The following is a 16,098-nucleotide window of genomic DNA, read 5'->3' as shown; positions in this document are numbered from 1 at the left end:
CTTTAGCGTTAATTTTACATTAAAACTGGGCAGTTATGCCTTATTACGGATAATTATAGCAATTTGCTAACTATTTTCTTTGCTGATTACTGATTTTGCATTTCAACATAATTGCTTGCCTGTTGAACTAGCATATCTATTACTTCTTTTACAGGCTTTTCTCTATCAACCATGCCAACACTTTGACCGGCCATTAAAGATCCTGTTTCAACATCTCCATCAATTACTGCCCTTCTTAAAGCTCCAGCCCAGAACTTTTCTATTTCAAGCTGCCCATTTTCTTTTGAGATCTTTCCATTTTGATATTTATCGATAATGTCTCTTTGATGCTTCATAAAATCATCACTTGCTTTGTTAACTATAGCTCTTACTGGAATTACAGGGAAATCAGCACTAATCTGCACAGAAGATACAGCATTACGCGCAGCTGATTTGATGAATACTTCTTTAAAATTTTTGTGAGCGATTGACTCATTCGTGCAGACAAATAATGTACCTATTTGACAGCCACTTGCTCCCATTTCTAGGTAGTTCACTATCATTTCACCTCTTCCTATTCCACCTGCAACAAACACCGGTGTTTTCTCATTTTTAAAATGAGGTAATATCTCCTGTGCGAGAACAGAAGTGCTAACAGGACCGATATGTCCTCCTGCTTCCATACCTTCTATTATTAACGCATCTACTCCCATTTTTACTAACCTTTTCGCGAGGCTTAATGCTGGTGCAAAACACATAACTTCAATGCCCGCACTCTTGATTTTTTCTATATTAGGCTTCGTTGGTAGTCCACCTGCAAGCACTATATGGCTTACTTTCGTTTCAATGCACACATCTATCAACTCACTCAACTTTGGGTGCATAGTAATTAGATTCACACCAAATGGTTTGTTAGTTAATTTCTGTGTCTCTATGATTTCTTTTTTCAGTAAGTCTGGAAACATTGCACCGCAAGCAATCACGCCAAATCCACCAGCATTTGAGATTGCTGAAACTAAATTTCTCTCTGAAACCCAGCTCATAGCGCCACCCATTATGGCAAACTCACTACCGAGAAAATTTGTTCCTTTTTTCCAGAGGCTACTTAACATATAACCTATATCATACGTTTAAAAATGTTTTGTTTATCTATAAATGTGTGTTTTAAAGCACCAATTATATGCAAGGCTATAAAGAGTATCATAAAATATGCAAGTATCGAGTGTAACTGATTAGCTGCACTAGCTAGATCTGCATTATGGTTAATTAATAAAGGGATATGAAAAAAATATTTGATCTCTTTGCTAGAAGCAGAAGACATGACATAACCAGATAGTGGCATTAGCACCATCAAAGCATATAAACCAAAGTGTATCGTTTTGCTCGCATTGATTACAAATCGAGAAAAATTGGCTGGTAATGGCGGAACATAAGTAAAGACGCGAAAAAATATACGTACTATAATTAATCCAAGAACGGTGATACCACAAGCCTTATGAACAGCGTATATGCTGAATTTAATTTCACTGCTAATCGGCAAATTTTTCATGTATAGTCCAGAACAAAGCATGCCAATAATAAAAGCAGACATTAACCAATGAATGATCCTTAAACCTAAACTATATTTATTGTCTTTCATTAATTTTGATTACTCTAAAGTAGAATTTATATAGTAGAAAAACTATTTCTCAATCAAAATTATCTATACATAATTTCGCTGCCTTGATCAACATAAGTGCAATAATTGTATGTGACACATAAACATTGTCTATCAGATCATGAAGAAGTGGTGAAGTTTTTGAGAGTTTTTCTATTGTAACGATGAGTTATAGCTTGTACAAGAAGCCTATTGACTTTAAGCACATTTTACCCTATACAATTCCAATACCTTAAGCTACCAAAGCATGCCTGATCTAAAGACAATGATGCTAAATTTTGGTCCTCAGCACCCAGCTGCACATGGGGTGCTACGACTTGTTTTAGAGATGGATGGTGAAGTGATCGAGAGAGCAGACCCCCATATTGGGCTTTTGCACCGTGGCACTGAAAAATTGATAGAACATAAAACATATCTTCAAGCTCTGCCTTATTTTGACCGCCTTGATTATGTGTCGCCAATGTCACAAGAGCATGCATATTCGTTGTGTGTAGAGAAATTGTTGCAATGTGAAATTCCAATTAGAGCAAAATATTTGCGTGTTTTGTTTTGTGAGCTGACAAGAATACTAAATCATTTACTAAATATCTCTTCTCAAGCACTTGATGTTGGGGCGATGACTCCTCTTTTATGGCTCTTTGAAGAGAGAGAAAAAATACTCGAGTTCTATGAAAGGGCCTCAGGTGCAAGATTTCACGCAGCTTATATAAGGCCAGGTGGACTTGCAGCAGATATCCCAGAAGGTTTGATTGAAGATATTGCAAAATTTATAGAGCAATTTCCAAAGTATATAGATGATGTTGATGAACTTTTAACGGAAAATAGGATATGGAAGCAACGCACTGTAGGAATTAGTGAAATATCAATAAAACAGGCGCTTGATTGGGGCTTTAGTGGACCAATGCTCCGTGCTGCTGGACTTGCTTGGGACTTGCGAAAAAGCCAGCCATATGAGATATATGATCAGTTAGATTTTGATATACCTATCGGCCAAAATGGTGACTGTTATGATCGTTATTTAGTAAGAATGGCAGAGATTAGGCAGTCTGTTAGCTTGGTGAAGCAATGCATAGAGAAAATGCCTGAAGGGCCAATAAAAACTGAAGATAGAAAAATTTCTCCACCGCCAAGAGCAGAAATGAAAGAATCCATGGAGGCTATGATTCATCATTTTAAGCTTTATTCAGAAGGATATCATGTGCCAGAAGGTGAGGCTTATGTGGCTGTTGAAGCGCCAAAAGGCGAGTTTGGAGTATATATAGTTTCAGATGGTACCAATAGACCTTATAGATGTCGAATAAGAGCACCTGGCTTTGCGCATTTACAGGCCTTAGATTTCATGGCAAAAGGACACATGCTTGCTGACATTGCAGCAATTATCGGTTCACTCGACATAGTCTTTGGTGAGATTGATAGGTAATTATTGTAAAATAGTAACTCAACTAATGGTCAATACATCCTCTATTAAAAACTGCACAAATTCATTGCCATTCCAGTAATTCATAGAGATTTTACCCAAAATGGCTTTAACATTACCCTGCATAATAGCAGAGCCAAGCTCAGTATTTGCACAGCGAAACGCAATAGCTTTGACCATAACATTATCGTCAGCAATAAAACATTTTATATGGTCAACTCCTATAACTTCCGGCTTTCTTATCTTTGCTCCTTGAATGATGAATCTCGGTTCAGGATTGCCAGCTCCAAATGGCTCTAAGCGCTGCAGTTGATTCCAAAGGGATAAGTTTATTGCTTTAGCTGTTACTATACCATCAGCTTTTATGATTTTGTCATTTGTAGAGTTTGCAAATCTTTCAGTAAAGAAATCATGTAGATCACTTATTTTATCTTCCTTAATCGAAAATCCTGCTGCCATACTGTGACCACCACCTTCAATGATTAGGTTGGTAAATTTTGCAGAAAGAACCGCAGCACCAATATCTACCCCAGAAATTGATCTGCAGCTTGCTTTTCCTATTCCATTGTTTAAAGATATCACTATCGTTGGTAAGTGAAACTGCTCTTTTAGTCTTGATGCAATGATACCAATTATTCCCTGGTGCCAATTACCACTTACCATTATAAAATTTACACCTAAGTGGGCAAAATTTTCCGCTTGTGTTGTGGCTTCCAAAATAGCCTCATTTTCTAGCATTTTTCTTGCATTATTCAAATCTATTAGTTTTAGCGCGATTGAATGTGCATCATCATCATCATCGGTGGAAAGCAACCTTGCACCGAGCGATGCTTCTCCAATTCTTCCTCCGGCATTTATACATGGCCCAATACTAAACCCTAATCGTGAAACACTTGGTTTTTCAAGGATTCCCAAAGCGTCAAACAAAACACGTAAGCCAACATTTTTTCTTGCTGACATAACTTTTAATCCTTGTAAAACAAAAGCCCTATTTAGGCCTGTAATCTGCATAACATCGCAAACAGTTCCAAGAGCAACCAAATCCAGTAGATCAAATAAATCTGGTTCTTTTTTGTTGGTAAAAAATCCTTGCTCACGTAGGATTCTGTTAAGAGCAACAATTAGCAGAAATGACACTCCAACTGCTGCTAAGTTATTATAAGGAGAGCTCTCATCAAGGCGGTTGGGATTAACAACTGCTACAGCACTTGGTAATTTTTCTGTTCCAAGGTGATGGTCGACAACTATAATATCAAGTCCAAAGACTTTTGCATCTTCTATTGGTTGATATGCAAGCGTACCGCAATCAACAGAAATACATAAATCAATACCATTCTTTTTAAGTTGTAATAAAGCATCTGTGTTCAATCCATAGCCCTCATCAACACGATCTGGAATATAGATTATAGAGTGTGTCCCAATCGCTCTTAGGTACCTATTAATCAATGCTGATGACGTTGCACCATCAACATCGTAATCACCAAATATTGCAATATTCTCATTATTGTTTATTGCTTTTACTATGTGAGAAACAGCTTTATCCATATCAAGGAGGTGAAAGGGATCTGGTAATAGCGATCTGATTAGTGGGTGTAAGAAGTCATGTGCATTTTCTATGTTAACACCACGAGCAACTAATATTCTTGCTAATATTTCTGGCAACTCAAATCTCTGTATAAGAGTAAAAATCTCCCTTTGATCTGCTTCTTGTAACTTCCACAGTGCATTTGTTATGCTGCATTTTTCAATATCAAGTAGCATATTTTTTGTAAATAAAACTACTTTACCAGAACTTTTACGTTTGTTCTATAATTGTGTTAGACTTCTGTATAACCTAAAGAAAGATATAGGAGAGTGTCACTCGAAAGGAATCACATTTATTTTGACAAAGAGCATCTGTAAAATCTGATACTTCTTCTTGCATAACATGCTCTTTAATTAGTATTATATCTATATTAGAATATGAGTGTGAATATTATATTAGTGTAATTACTTTTTGGTATACATAACAAATTTATGCCTGGAAACAGTTTTTGGTTACTCAAACCTTTTCTACCTTTATTTCATATTCTTTAAAGTATTTTTTGCACTTTCTTTATAAAAACCATAGGTACCAATCGGTTTTTAGCTTAAGAATAAAGGTTAAGTATCTGGAATTCTGGACATAAAATCCTCCTGAAAAATTAGAAAGAAAATGCAGCGCATATACAACAGAATTTGAACACGTGCTGAAGAAGATACACTACGTTTTTTTTGAAAAATTGACTGAAAAGTCTGCAGACTGAGATAGATTTTTGAGCTCTTAAAATACCCCTACTGTCAGAGTAAGGAAAGCGAGAAGGTTTGTCAAGCAATCTTTATTGGCTGTTGTACTAGAATTCAGTTTTTCGTATAATTTGCTAGAATTTGTGTGAAGAATTTTAAATATGAAAGGCCTATATATTAAAACTTACGGCTGTCAGATGAACGTTTATGACTCCATTTTAATGGAGAATATAGTTAAGCCTTTAGGGTTCAACGTTGTTAGTGATGCAGAACAAGCTGATTTGGTGATATTAAATACTTGTCATATTAGAGAAAAGGCAGCAGAAAAGCTTTACTCAGAGCTTGGAAGAATCCATTCATCACAAAAAAATAAGGAAATGACCATAGTGGTGGCTGGATGTGTAGCGCAAGCAGAGGGAGAAGAAGTGTTCAGAAGGGCTCCTTTTGTTGATATTGTTGTTGGTCCGCAGAGTATCGCTGTTTTACCGGAGCTGATAGTCAAAGCAAGCAGAAGTAAAGGTCATGTAATAAATACTGATTTTCCAGAAGTTGCGAAGTTTGATAAATTGCCAGATGAATGCTATGGCAATAGCCAGGGGTCTTCTGCGTTTCTTGCCATACAAGAAGGTTGTGATAAATTTTGTACGTTTTGTGTGGTACCATATACACGCGGGGCTGAGTATTCACGACCAGTAAATGAAATATTCCGTGAAACATTGAAGTTAGTTGCAAATGGGGCAAGGGAAATCAATTTGCTCGGTCAAAATGTTAATGCTTATCATGGAGAGTGCGAAGGAGAGGTGTGGGATTTAGGAAAATTAATTAGTCACATTGCTAAAATTGAAAAGCTAGAAAGAATCCGCTACACAACTTCTCATCCAAGAGATATGCACGAATCTCTCTACTTGGTACATGCGGAGGAATCAAAACTCATGCCGTTTGTTCACCTACCTGTGCAGTCAGGTTCGAATAAAATATTGCATGCAATGAATAGAAAACACACGGCAGAGGAATATTTGGGAATAATAGACAGATTGCGCAAATTGAAACCTGAAATCGAATTTTCTTCTGATTTTATTGTTGGTTTTCCTGGAGAAACTGAAAAAGATTTTGAGGAAACTATGAAGTTAGTAGAAAAAGTAAAGTACGCTCAGGCTTATAGTTTTAAATATAGCCCAAGGCCAGGAACGCCAGGGGCGGAAAGAAAAGATCAAGTACCAGAAGAGGTTAAAACAGAGCGTCTTCTTCGTTTACAGGAATTAATTAGCAAGCAACAACTTGAATTTAATCAGAGTATGATAGGAAAAACTATTCCTGTTCTATTCAGTGATAAAAAAGGTAAACACCAAAATCAAATTATTGGTAAAAGCCCATACATCCAATCAGTATGCGTTGATGATCCTGACGACAAATACAAAAATAAAATAGTAAATGTAAGGATATTGGAAGCTAGGCAAAATAGTTTGTTGGGATGCGCTGCCTAATTAGAGAAAAGTGTTCCCATGGTCTCATGTAGAAGCACTTTGTGTGTTTTTATAAGTTTATAAGCTATCTAGATTTAATCCTTAAGGGACTACAACTCTCTGTTACGCAATCATATGAGACTTGATATAATAGATTTGCGGGATTTTTTTTCTTTTCCCACTTATAGTGTACCTTTTTAATCTTTCCAGAATTATTATATTCATAGGAAACTGATTCCCAAACAAAGCTGCTTTTACTATTATTTTTGTTAGCATCATGAAATTTCTGATAAGGCCAACTTCTATTGTCTTTATTCATCTTTAACTTAAGTAAATAAGTCTGATTTATTAATATGCTGTATAATAATGTCAATACCTATCTATGTTTATAGAAACAGAGTTTTTGAATTTGTAATTTTCCAGAAAGCTCTATATTCTTTGATTTTATCCAGTTAAAATGAATATGAAGTATTATCCTGATACAAGCAGCAGTCCTGATTTTTCATTGCTAGAAAAGGAAATCATAAAATTTTGGCAGGAAAATAAAATTTTTGAGCAGTCAGTCGAGAAACGTTCCAAGGATCATTGTTTTGTATTTTATGATGGGCCTCCGTTTGCAAATGGACTTCCGCATTACGGACACTTGCTTACTGGTTTTATAAAAGATGCATTTGCAAGATATCAAACTATGCTGCAAAAAAGGGTTGAACGCAGATTTGGTTGGGATTGCCATGGGCTACCGGCTGAGATGGGCGCGGAAAAGGAACTTAGAATATCTGGTAGAACTGAGATAGAGAAATTTGGCATTGAAAAATTCAATAATCATTGCCGTACTTCTGTGATGAAATTTTCATCAGAATGGGAGAAGTATGTAAATAGACAAGCAAGATGGGTAGATTTTCACAATGACTATAAGACTATGGATAAGTCATTCATGGAGTCGGTCATGTGGGCATTTAAGCAGCTTTATGATAAAGGTCTGGTGTATGAATCAATACGCGTTGTTCCCTATAGCTGGGCGTGCGAAACTCCACTCTCTAATTTTGAAACAAGGCTTGATAATGCATATAGAGAAAAAATTAGCAAAGCTGTAACTGTTGCTTTTGAACTTTTAGAAAATCCAAAGCAATTTAAACAAAAATGTAGATTACTTGCTTGGACTACAACGCCTTGGACGTTGCCGAGCAATCTTGCACTGGCAGTAGGGGAGGATATTGAGTATTGTATGGTGTTAGTAAATGGTGAAGTCTGCATCTTTGCTGAAAGTTATTTAGAGAAATTTGTCAGCCACTGTGAACAAAGCAATATTCAATATGAAAACTGTAATACAAAACTTAAAGCGAGTGATCTTGCAGGTCTTTCCTATAAACCACTGTTTGATTACTTTAAAGATACAAAGAATGCGTTCCGTGTTTTCATTGCTGATTATGTTACAGGAGAAGATGGTACTGGTGTTGTGCACACTGCTCCTGGATTTGGTGAAGAAGATTTTTACCTTTGCCAAAGCCATGATATTCGAGCTGTTTGTCCAGTTGATAACGCTGGAAAATTTACTACTGAAGTTTCAGATTTGGCAGGAGTTCATGTTTTTGATGCCAATGATACAGTAATCAAGAAATTAAAAAGGCAGGGGAGCTGGTTTAAAACTGAGCAATATATTCACAATTATCCACACTGCTGGAGAACTGACACTCCTTTAATCTACCGCACTATGCCTTCTTGGTATGTTGCTGTGACAAAGTTTAAGGGAAGAATGACAGAGCTAAATAAGAGAGTTAATTGGATGCCAAATCATATAAGAGATGGTCAATTTGGAAAATGGCTTGAAGGAGCGCATGACTGGTCTATTTCACGCAATCGATTTTGGGGTACGCCAATTCCTGTGTGGAAATCAGATGATGCAAAATATCCAAGAGTGGATGTATATGGTTCGATAGCAGAACTAGAGCGAGATTTTAATGTTAAAATAGATGACTTGCACAGACCATTTATCGATACTTTGATAAGACCAAATCCTGATGATCCAACAGGAAAATCAGTTATGCGTCGTGTGCCTGATGTGTTTGATTGTTGGTTTGAGTCTGGCTCGATGCCGTTCGCGCAAGTTCACTATCCGTTTGAAAATAAAGAATGGTTCGAGAAAAATTTCCCTGCGGATTTTATCACTGAATATATAGCACAAACAAGAGGATGGTTCTATACGCTTTTTGTGCTTTCCACTGCTTTATTTGATAGTGAGCCATTTAAGAATTGCATATGCCACGGTGTGGTTCTTGACGTGAAAGGTCAGAAATTATCCAAGCGTTTAAATAATTATGCAGATCCAATGGAGGTTTTTGACAAATGTGGTTCTGATGCGCTGCGTTTTCTTATGCTATCTGGTTCCATTGTTTGCGGTGGTAATTTACTACTCGACAAAGAAGGAAAATCGATACGAGATATTCTGAAGGACGTAATAAAACCTATTTGGAATAGTTATCACTTTTTTACCATGTATGCAAATGCAGATGGAATTAGAGCTGAGGTTTGTAAAGATTATCAGAGTACCATTGATCGCTACATGATTTCCAAATGTTTTGAAGCTGTGGAAAGTATACAAGCTTCTATGAACAACTATAATTCCCAAGAGGCTTGTAAAACCCTGATGAATTTCTTTGAAGTGTTAAATAATTGGTATATTCGTCGCAGTCGCGAGCGTTTTTGGAAAAGTGACTTAGATCAAGATAAAACCGACGCTTATAATGTTCTGTACACAGTTTTTTATTACATGCTTCGAGCTGCAGCTCCTTTGTTGCCACTCATAACAGAGACTATATGGCAAGGGCTTCAGTACAAAGAAACATCTGTTCATTTGGCTGATTTTCCACAATCAGATAGATATGACAGTGAACTCATTGCCAAGATGGATTTGGTAAGAGAGATATGTAACTCTGCATTATCCATCAGAAATACGTTTAACATGCGCATCAGGCAGCCACTTGGCAGTATGACCATTTATCATAGGTCTTCCTGCGATTTCCTTGAAAATGAATATCAAGAGATAATAAGAGATGAGGTGAATGTAAAAGAACTAGAAATAGTAAGTGAGTTGAAAGAAGTTGCGTCACTAGAGCTAAAACTAAATTTTCCGCTACTTGGTAAGAAGATTCCAGATAAAATCAAGAAACTAGTTCAATATGTCAAAGAAGAAAAGTGGAAGCAAATTGAGAATGAGCAAATATTTCTGGGGGATGAAACAGAGAACTATACTATAGAAAAAGGTGAATATGAACTATTGTTAAAAGCAAACAGTGAATATTCTTCTGTATTTGATGACAATAAAGGGGTTGTTATTCTGAGCACTGAGCTCAATGACGAACTAATTCTAGAAGGACTCGCAAGAGATGTTGTGAGGCTTATTCAAGAAACTAGAAAGCAGGCTGATTTCCATATATCAGATAGAATCAGAGTAATAATCAAAGCAGAAGATGAGAAAGTTAAAGAGGCAATAAACAGGTGGGATGAGTATATAAAAGAGCAGACCCTTGCCTTATCTTTGGACACTAATAAAGAGATCGAGGCCGATTTCTATTCTAAGGAATACCAAGGTTTGACAGTTGGTATTAAGTTAATAAAGTTGCAAAGTTAGTAATGTTTATGCTATACTTAAATTACCTTAAGTAGGGTGGTGATATGAATCAAGTTGTTGCAGATGGTCATAGAGAAGTTATTGATTTAAATAACAACAGTGATGGTTCAGGTAAAGTAGAATCTATTTCCAATGTTGCTTTGGAAGAGGAAGAAGAGTTTTTTGATGCTATGGAAGATGTTTCTAATGTAGAAGAAGGGAATGATTTAGGTCTTGCTAATTCAGAAGAGGAAGAAGAGTTTTTTGATGCTGTAAGTAAGCAGGATTGGTTAATTAAACAAATAGCTGCTTTTAATGTTCCGCTCAGTATATTCCATTATAAGGATTATGACTCTGACTTTTTTACCTCTTGGTATAATATGTCAAGCGAAATATTGAAAGAGATAAACAGAGCTTGCCCAGAGAAGAAAGTATTAAATTTAGCTCTGTCAGTTTTAATGCTTCCTTATATTGCTTTTACTGCAATGGGGTTAGTCATATATAGTAGATTTAAAGCAGACAGCAAGACACAAGCTGATGTAGGTGAAGATAAGACACAAAAGAGTGAGGCAAGTGTACCAAAAAGACTGGCATATGGCGTTCTTGCTGCAATAGCAATTTTTGTTAATGTGGCTGTGCTAACAGCCTTAGTTATTCCTGCAACAGTTGCTTTGGCTACTTTTTATCTTTTAAATAGAGAGTTAGTCCATTCTTTAGTTACTGTTCTTAAAATAAGTACGGGGCAGTATTCTAATAAGCACCACAATATTGAGGTATCTTTTCATGAAACAGAAGTTCCTGAGCCAAGCATTGAATATGATATGGAAATAAAGTTTCCACCGCAATTTAAACAATTACTTAGAGATTTATGCGATAATGAAAATAATCAGTGGTTTAGTGTAACGCGGGATTCAGAGCGCAATATCGTACTGAAATTGTCAACTAACATCAATTTAAAAAATGGTCTTAAGCCCTTACATAGTGAAATCAAGAATGTGCTTGCAACTTCGATTCAAGAATGCGCAAGAACTATGGAAAAGCTGATGAAGCTAGAAAAGAAAGATATTACACATGATAAACTGAAGGAATTGTTGAACGAATTCAGGCTGAAAGTTGTAGATAGTATAGGCCATCAATTGACAACTCATTTGATAGAAAATGCTTATCAAGTTGCCTTCATACAAGCAATTAAGTTTCAGCAAAATAGACGGGGAGAAGATTTTTCACTGGAGGATGAGCTAAAAAATACTTTAGTGAAACAGAAATTAGAAAGTCAAGGTAAGGAATTACCAAATGAGAAAGAGATGATAATAGGAGATATAAAAAAACTGAAAAATAAAGAGGCACTTGATTTAGCTGATGAAGATGATCGATTAGAAGCATTGGGAAAAGTAGGTGGGATAACAAGAGATATAAGTGATGATGCACTTCCTGTATTTAAAGCAGAGTGGGAACGACTTAAAGAAGAAGGGAAAATAGCTAAGAGTACAATCATTGATGTTTATAAGGATATATATCCTCAAGAAACGAAGAAAGCTCTAGATAACACTAAAAGAGAGATTGAGTGTTTAAAAAAAGAAGGACAGGAAAGATATATTAGGATACATGCAAAAAAGAATAGCTTAGCGGAGGATAATTTAAAAAGAAGATTAGAAGGTCTTTTTAAGTTCGAGTATGATAATCAAGAGGTTAAGCAAAGGCTAGTAAAATCAGTAATGAGAAAAGCCAAAGATAAGTTAAGCCGATTAGGTATATTAAGCCTGATAGAGGAGCAGTTTGTAAATTTAGAAAACAAGATAAAAGCTTCTTTAAGTGAAGAAGCTTTAGATGAAGTGAATGATTTTGTAGAAAAGGTGTATTTAGAAATAACGAAATGTAAAATGCTAAATTTATTTAGAGGTCAAGCAAAGGGTATAGAGAATTCATGTAAGTTATTAGAAAGGGAGGCACCAGATCTAGTAGAAAAGATTAATTCACATCGAGTGAGAATTGAAAAATACTTAAAAAGACCTGAAAAACCTATGCTATTGAGAAAAATAATAGAAGGGAGTAAGGATTTAAATAAGTACTTAAAAGATGAGCAAGAGAGAAGAGGAGAAAAGCATCCAAATACAAAGCTAGTACAGAAGCACTTAGAAAATAACAAAGAAATTCTAAAAACATTAGAACAGTTGAAATTGGAAGAAAAAGGATTATTGATAAATGAAAAAACAATAAATGATTATAGAGAAGAACTAGAATCTCGTGAAAAAATAAAATTTGCAATAATAGAAGATGATTTACTGAAGGCGTTCGAGCATGAAACTTTTAACGAAGAAGCAATTAAGAAGTTACTAGAGAGAGCAGAACTTGAGTACTATTTGGCAGAAAAGTGCATAAAAAGTCCTGTGATTAAGACAAAAGACAATATCAAACATTTTTGTCAAGATTTATTGTCTCCTTTAATAAATAGGTTGGTGGAAAATATAGTAAATAATGTACCAAAAAGTGATAAGAGTTCATGGCTGCAGCCTATAAAAGCTATTAGGACAGGCTTGGGATATATTCAAACAGGTCTTGCCGTTGCAATGCGTGGGGATAAGAGCACAGAAGGAAAAGCGTTGAGTGTGGCACATGATACTCATAAGGAAGTAGAAACATTTCTTCAACATTTTCAATCAAGTTATGAGGAAGTAGGAGTTTTTTTGGGTAATTTATTTTCTGATGATGGAACGACATTTAAAAATGATGTATGGCCTAAAGTAGAAGAGCATTTGCATGGAATGTGGGATAGGTTTTTCAAGGATATTGAATTCAAGATAGGAAATAAATTGGATGAAGTAAACGTGACACAGCAAAATCAGGAAACGGCGATTACGGCTTAATGATGAGCTCTCAAAGTTCCTTCAGTATTTTCACACACTAAGTTGACTATCATATTTGATTCTTTTTGGATTTCCTCTTCAGTTAAAGTGTGAGTTGGAGAGCAGAAAGTAACTGAAAATGCTATAGACATCTTATTCGATTCTATATTGTTTCCATGATATACATCAAATATCAAAACTTCTGTGATGAGCTCTGAGCTTTTTTTCACCATATTGATTATACTGCCTGCTGCTACATCTTTATTTACAATAAATGCAAAGTCGCGTTTTACACTTTGATATTTATAATCGATAAATTTTTTTCTACTTATAGGTAAATTTTCGATATTTTCTAATATCAACTCAAAGCCTACAATTTTTTGTTTGATGTTAAAAAAATCCAATATACTCGGATGCAATTCTCCAAAATAACCAACTATTTTACTTCTAAAAGATAAGGAGCCTGATTTTCCTGGGTGATAATATTCTTTTTCTGCTCTCTCTATTGCTAAATTATCACAATTGACATTAAAAAGTTCCAAAGCTGTTATGAGGTCAGCCTTTGCGTCAAAAATATCTATTTTTCTATCAGTGTTATAGTGGTTTTTCGGCGAATTATTTCCTGATCTAATTCCACTTAAAACGTACTTAGACTGAGCCTCACCATTATAAATTGGTCCAATTTCAAAAATTGCGAGATCAGATATCCCGTGAGCAATATTATCTGCAGTGACTTGCAACAAATTTGGTATGACACTTGGCCTCATTATATTGAAGTTATTATTAAATGGATTATCGATAATGAATAACTTATTCAAGTAACCAAACTTTTCAGCTGTTGATTCACTCATAAAAGACCAAGTTATCACTTCATGAAACCCTCTGCTTGTCATTAAAATGCGCAAATCATCTTGTGTCTCTTCTTCTACTGTAACGTCTTCTGCTAGTTGCTCTTCCTTTATTTTATCATAGCCGTATATTCTTACTACCTCTTCAACTAAGTCAGCAGGTATGGTTACGTCCGGTCTCCAGCTTGGTACTTGTATATTCCAATTACCTTCGGTTTTTTTATCGATACTAAACCCTAGCTTTGTTAAAATATCGAATACCTCATTAGGTGATGCAGATACACTTCCAAGTTTGTTTGCATTCTGATAATCAAAATTTATCTTGGTATAAGCCTTATTCAAATTGCCAGCAGACACTATGCTTGACACTTCTCCGCCACATAAATCCAAAATCATTTTGGCTGCAAGATTGAGTCCATCAAGGGTAAATTCAGGGTCAATTGAACGTGCAAATCTGTAACTTGAGTCTGTGGAGATGCCTAGCTGCCTTGAAGATTTAGTGATGGAGATGGGGTCAAACCAAGCAGACTCTAAAAAGATATCAGTAGTTTCAAGTGTACATTCGCTATACTTGCTGCCCATAATTCCAGCAATTCCATGAACATTTTTATCATCAGAAATAACTCTTATTTCTTTATTTAATGAATATTCTTTACCATTTAAACCAATAAATTTTTCTCCATCATTTGCTTTGCGTACTATGAGCTCACCTTCTATTTTCTTTGCATCATATGCGTGCATTGGGCGGCCAAAAGATATCATGATGTAATTAGTAATATCAACTATTACAGAAATGGAGCGCATTCCTATCGATTCCAATTTATCTTTTAACCATTTTGGGCTTTCTTTATTTTTTACATTGGTGATGTATATTCCACTAATAAAGCTCTCCCCGTCAGTAACTTTGACGTTTACTGGTGAATTTATAGAGCAGGCAAGTTGTGGAATGTTTGAAGCCTTTAACGTTCCAATTCCAGTTGCTGCTAAATCTCGAGCTATTCCATATACGCCTAAGCAATCTCCACGGTTTGGAGTGATGTTTATGTCAATTACAGGATCGCAATTGAAAAATTTATCTCCTGTTTTATAATCATCAGAAAGCTCGATTATTCCTTCACTTTCATCTTGAGTCAGCGAAAGCTCAGAGGCAGAGCAGAGCATCCCTTCACTTAGCACTCCTCGTATTTTTGTAGGCTTAATTGTAAAGTCGCTTTCTGGTAATGTGCTACCAAGAGATGCAAGTACAGTCTTCATGCCTTCTTTAACATTTTTTGCTCCGCAGACTATCTGCAGAACTTTACTTCCATCATTTACTTTACATAATTTTAATTTATCAGCATTTGGATGAGGTGCGACTTCTAATACTTCTGCAACAACAAACCCGGCCAATCTGGAATTGTCGATCACATTCTCTACTTCCAACCCTATGTGAGTTAATTTATCAATAATTTCCTCTAAACTAGCATTGGTTTCTAAGTACTCTAATAACCAAGATAATGTGAACTTCATTTATTTAACAGAAAATAAAAAAGTTATTGTAATGTAAAATATAATGATTTTAAAGCTTGTTGTAGTGAGTAGCTTCTCTAATTGTAAAAAACGAAGGAGAAGCCTACTTTTTCTACAAAGAAAGAATTTTCTTTATATCACCTTTGCAGTCCATTTCCATGCAGAGTTAAATGTTCATATTGTGATCATCTATATGGAAATTATAAATGTAAGCATCACCAGTGAAATTTCCTATAACATCATGGCTTTCATTTAGCATTTCACCTGCCATGTGGAAAAGACCAGTGTCTGAGTTAGAAGAATAATCTGTAAACTTGATGTACCCGTTACCACATTCCTGTTCTAAATTTAAAGGTGGATTAGTAAAATCTATTTCGTTCATAATTGCCTCATATTAAAACTAAATTATAGTTAAAATAAGATGTTAAGTCAAGAATTTAGAATAAGATTGGTAGCTGACTATAATTTGCATTTTAATTGTATATTTTGTTAATATGTTAATAATACAGA

General features: G+C 35.4%; 10 protein-coding genes. 4 read left to right on the top strand and 6 right to left on the bottom strand.

The window, feature by feature from the left end; genetic code table 11:
- Positions 1-86: 86 nt before the first annotated feature.
- Both AAHF52_RS03615 and AAHF52_RS03610 read right to left on the bottom strand, forming a co-directional pair.
- Positions 87-1,091, bottom strand: a complete 1,005-nt coding sequence (locus tag AAHF52_RS03615; protein ID WP_264376611.1) for an NAD(P)H-dependent flavin oxidoreductase — start codon at positions 1,089-1,091, stop codon at positions 87-89.
- Positions 1,092-1,096: 5 nt separating this feature from the next.
- Entirely contained in the window at positions 1,097-1,618 is a 522-nt protein-coding gene (locus tag AAHF52_RS03610) for a cytochrome b (protein ID WP_007302055.1), read from the bottom strand.
- A gap of 265 nt (positions 1,619-1,883) precedes the next feature.
- On the opposite strand from AAHF52_RS03610, the gene AAHF52_RS03605 reads away from it, so the two are divergent.
- The gene (locus tag AAHF52_RS03605; RefSeq protein WP_007302054.1) at positions 1,884-3,056 is read left to right on the top strand and encodes an NADH-quinone oxidoreductase subunit D; all 1,173 of its coding nucleotides are present in this window, start codon (positions 1,884-1,886) and stop codon (positions 3,054-3,056) included.
- Positions 3,057-3,074: 18 nt separating this feature from the next.
- On the opposite strand, the gene recJ is transcribed toward AAHF52_RS03605, so the two are convergent.
- A complete protein-coding gene (recJ, locus tag AAHF52_RS03600; protein ID WP_052264813.1) occupies positions 3,075-4,814 on the bottom strand; it encodes a single-stranded-DNA-specific exonuclease RecJ in 1,740 nt (579 codons plus the stop codon).
- 665 nt (positions 4,815-5,479) lie between these two features.
- Here recJ and miaB point away from each other — a divergent pair.
- Positions 5,480-6,802, top strand: a complete 1,323-nt coding sequence (gene miaB / locus AAHF52_RS03595) for a tRNA (N6-isopentenyl adenosine(37)-C2)-methylthiotransferase MiaB (RefSeq protein ID WP_264376610.1) — start codon at positions 5,480-5,482, stop codon at positions 6,800-6,802.
- Positions 6,803-6,866: 64 nt separating this feature from the next.
- On the opposite strand, the gene AAHF52_RS03590 is transcribed toward miaB, so the two are convergent.
- The gene (locus AAHF52_RS03590; protein WP_246485242.1) at positions 6,867-7,100 is read right to left on the bottom strand and encodes a hypothetical protein; all 234 of its coding nucleotides are present in this window, start codon (positions 7,098-7,100) and stop codon (positions 6,867-6,869) included.
- A gap of 138 nt (positions 7,101-7,238) precedes the next feature.
- Between AAHF52_RS03590 and ileS the strand changes: the two genes are divergently transcribed.
- Together ileS and AAHF52_RS03580 are read left to right on the top strand one after the other, a co-directional pair.
- Positions 7,239-10,409 (top strand): isoleucine--tRNA ligase, encoded by a 3,171-nt coding sequence (gene ileS, locus AAHF52_RS03585; protein ID WP_264376609.1) that lies wholly within the window; start codon positions 7,239-7,241, stop codon positions 10,407-10,409.
- Positions 10,410-10,453: 44 nt separating this feature from the next.
- Positions 10,454-13,252 (top strand): hypothetical protein, encoded by a 2,799-nt coding sequence (locus AAHF52_RS03580; RefSeq protein ID WP_264376608.1) that lies wholly within the window; start codon positions 10,454-10,456, stop codon positions 13,250-13,252.
- On the opposite strand, the gene pheT is transcribed toward AAHF52_RS03580, so the two are convergent.
- Both pheT and AAHF52_RS03570 read right to left on the bottom strand, forming a co-directional pair.
- Complete coding sequence (pheT, locus tag AAHF52_RS03575) at positions 13,249-15,588, bottom strand: phenylalanine--tRNA ligase subunit beta (protein ID WP_264376607.1); 2,340 nt, start codon at positions 15,586-15,588, stop codon at positions 13,249-13,251. The genes AAHF52_RS03580 and pheT overlap by 4 nt on opposite strands.
- 166 nt (positions 15,589-15,754) lie before the next feature.
- Complete coding sequence (locus AAHF52_RS03570; RefSeq protein WP_264376606.1) at positions 15,755-15,970, bottom strand: hypothetical protein; 216 nt, start codon at positions 15,968-15,970, stop codon at positions 15,755-15,757.
- Positions 15,971-16,098: the final 128 nt, after the last annotated feature.

It is taken from the genome of Wolbachia endosymbiont (group B) of Melanargia galathea (genome assembly GCF_964030625.1).
Taxonomy (GTDB): Bacteria; Pseudomonadota; Alphaproteobacteria; order Rickettsiales; family Anaplasmataceae; genus Wolbachia.
This window is presented reverse-complemented; position numbering and strand designations above follow the sequence as displayed.

Bases quoted from the DNA above. Each gene is read 5' to 3' on its own strand.
- pheT (WP_264376607.1), bottom strand. From the start codon at position 15,588: ATGAAGTTCACATTATCTTGGTTATTAGAGTACTTAGAAACCAATGCT.
- AAHF52_RS03570 (WP_264376606.1), bottom strand. From the start codon at position 15,970: ATGAACGAAATAGATTTTACTAATCCACCTTTAAATTTAGAACAGGAA.
- ileS (WP_264376609.1), top strand. From the start codon at position 7,239: ATGAATATGAAGTATTATCCTGATACAAGCAGCAGTCCTGATTTTTCA.
- AAHF52_RS03580 (WP_264376608.1), top strand. From the start codon at position 10,454: ATGAATCAAGTTGTTGCAGATGGTCATAGAGAAGTTATTGATTTAAAT.
- AAHF52_RS03615 (WP_264376611.1), bottom strand. From the start codon at position 1,091: ATGTTAAGTAGCCTCTGGAAAAAAGGAACAAATTTTCTCGGTAGTGAG.
- recJ (WP_052264813.1), bottom strand. From the start codon at position 4,814: ATGCTACTTGATATTGAAAAATGCAGCATAACAAATGCACTGTGGAAG.
- AAHF52_RS03610 (WP_007302055.1), bottom strand. From the start codon at position 1,618: ATGAAAGACAATAAATATAGTTTAGGTTTAAGGATCATTCATTGGTTA.
- miaB (WP_264376610.1), top strand. From the start codon at position 5,480: ATGAAAGGCCTATATATTAAAACTTACGGCTGTCAGATGAACGTTTAT.
- AAHF52_RS03590 (WP_246485242.1), bottom strand. From the start codon at position 7,100: ATGAATAAAGACAATAGAAGTTGGCCTTATCAGAAATTTCATGATGCT.
- AAHF52_RS03605 (WP_007302054.1), top strand. From the start codon at position 1,884: ATGCCTGATCTAAAGACAATGATGCTAAATTTTGGTCCTCAGCACCCA.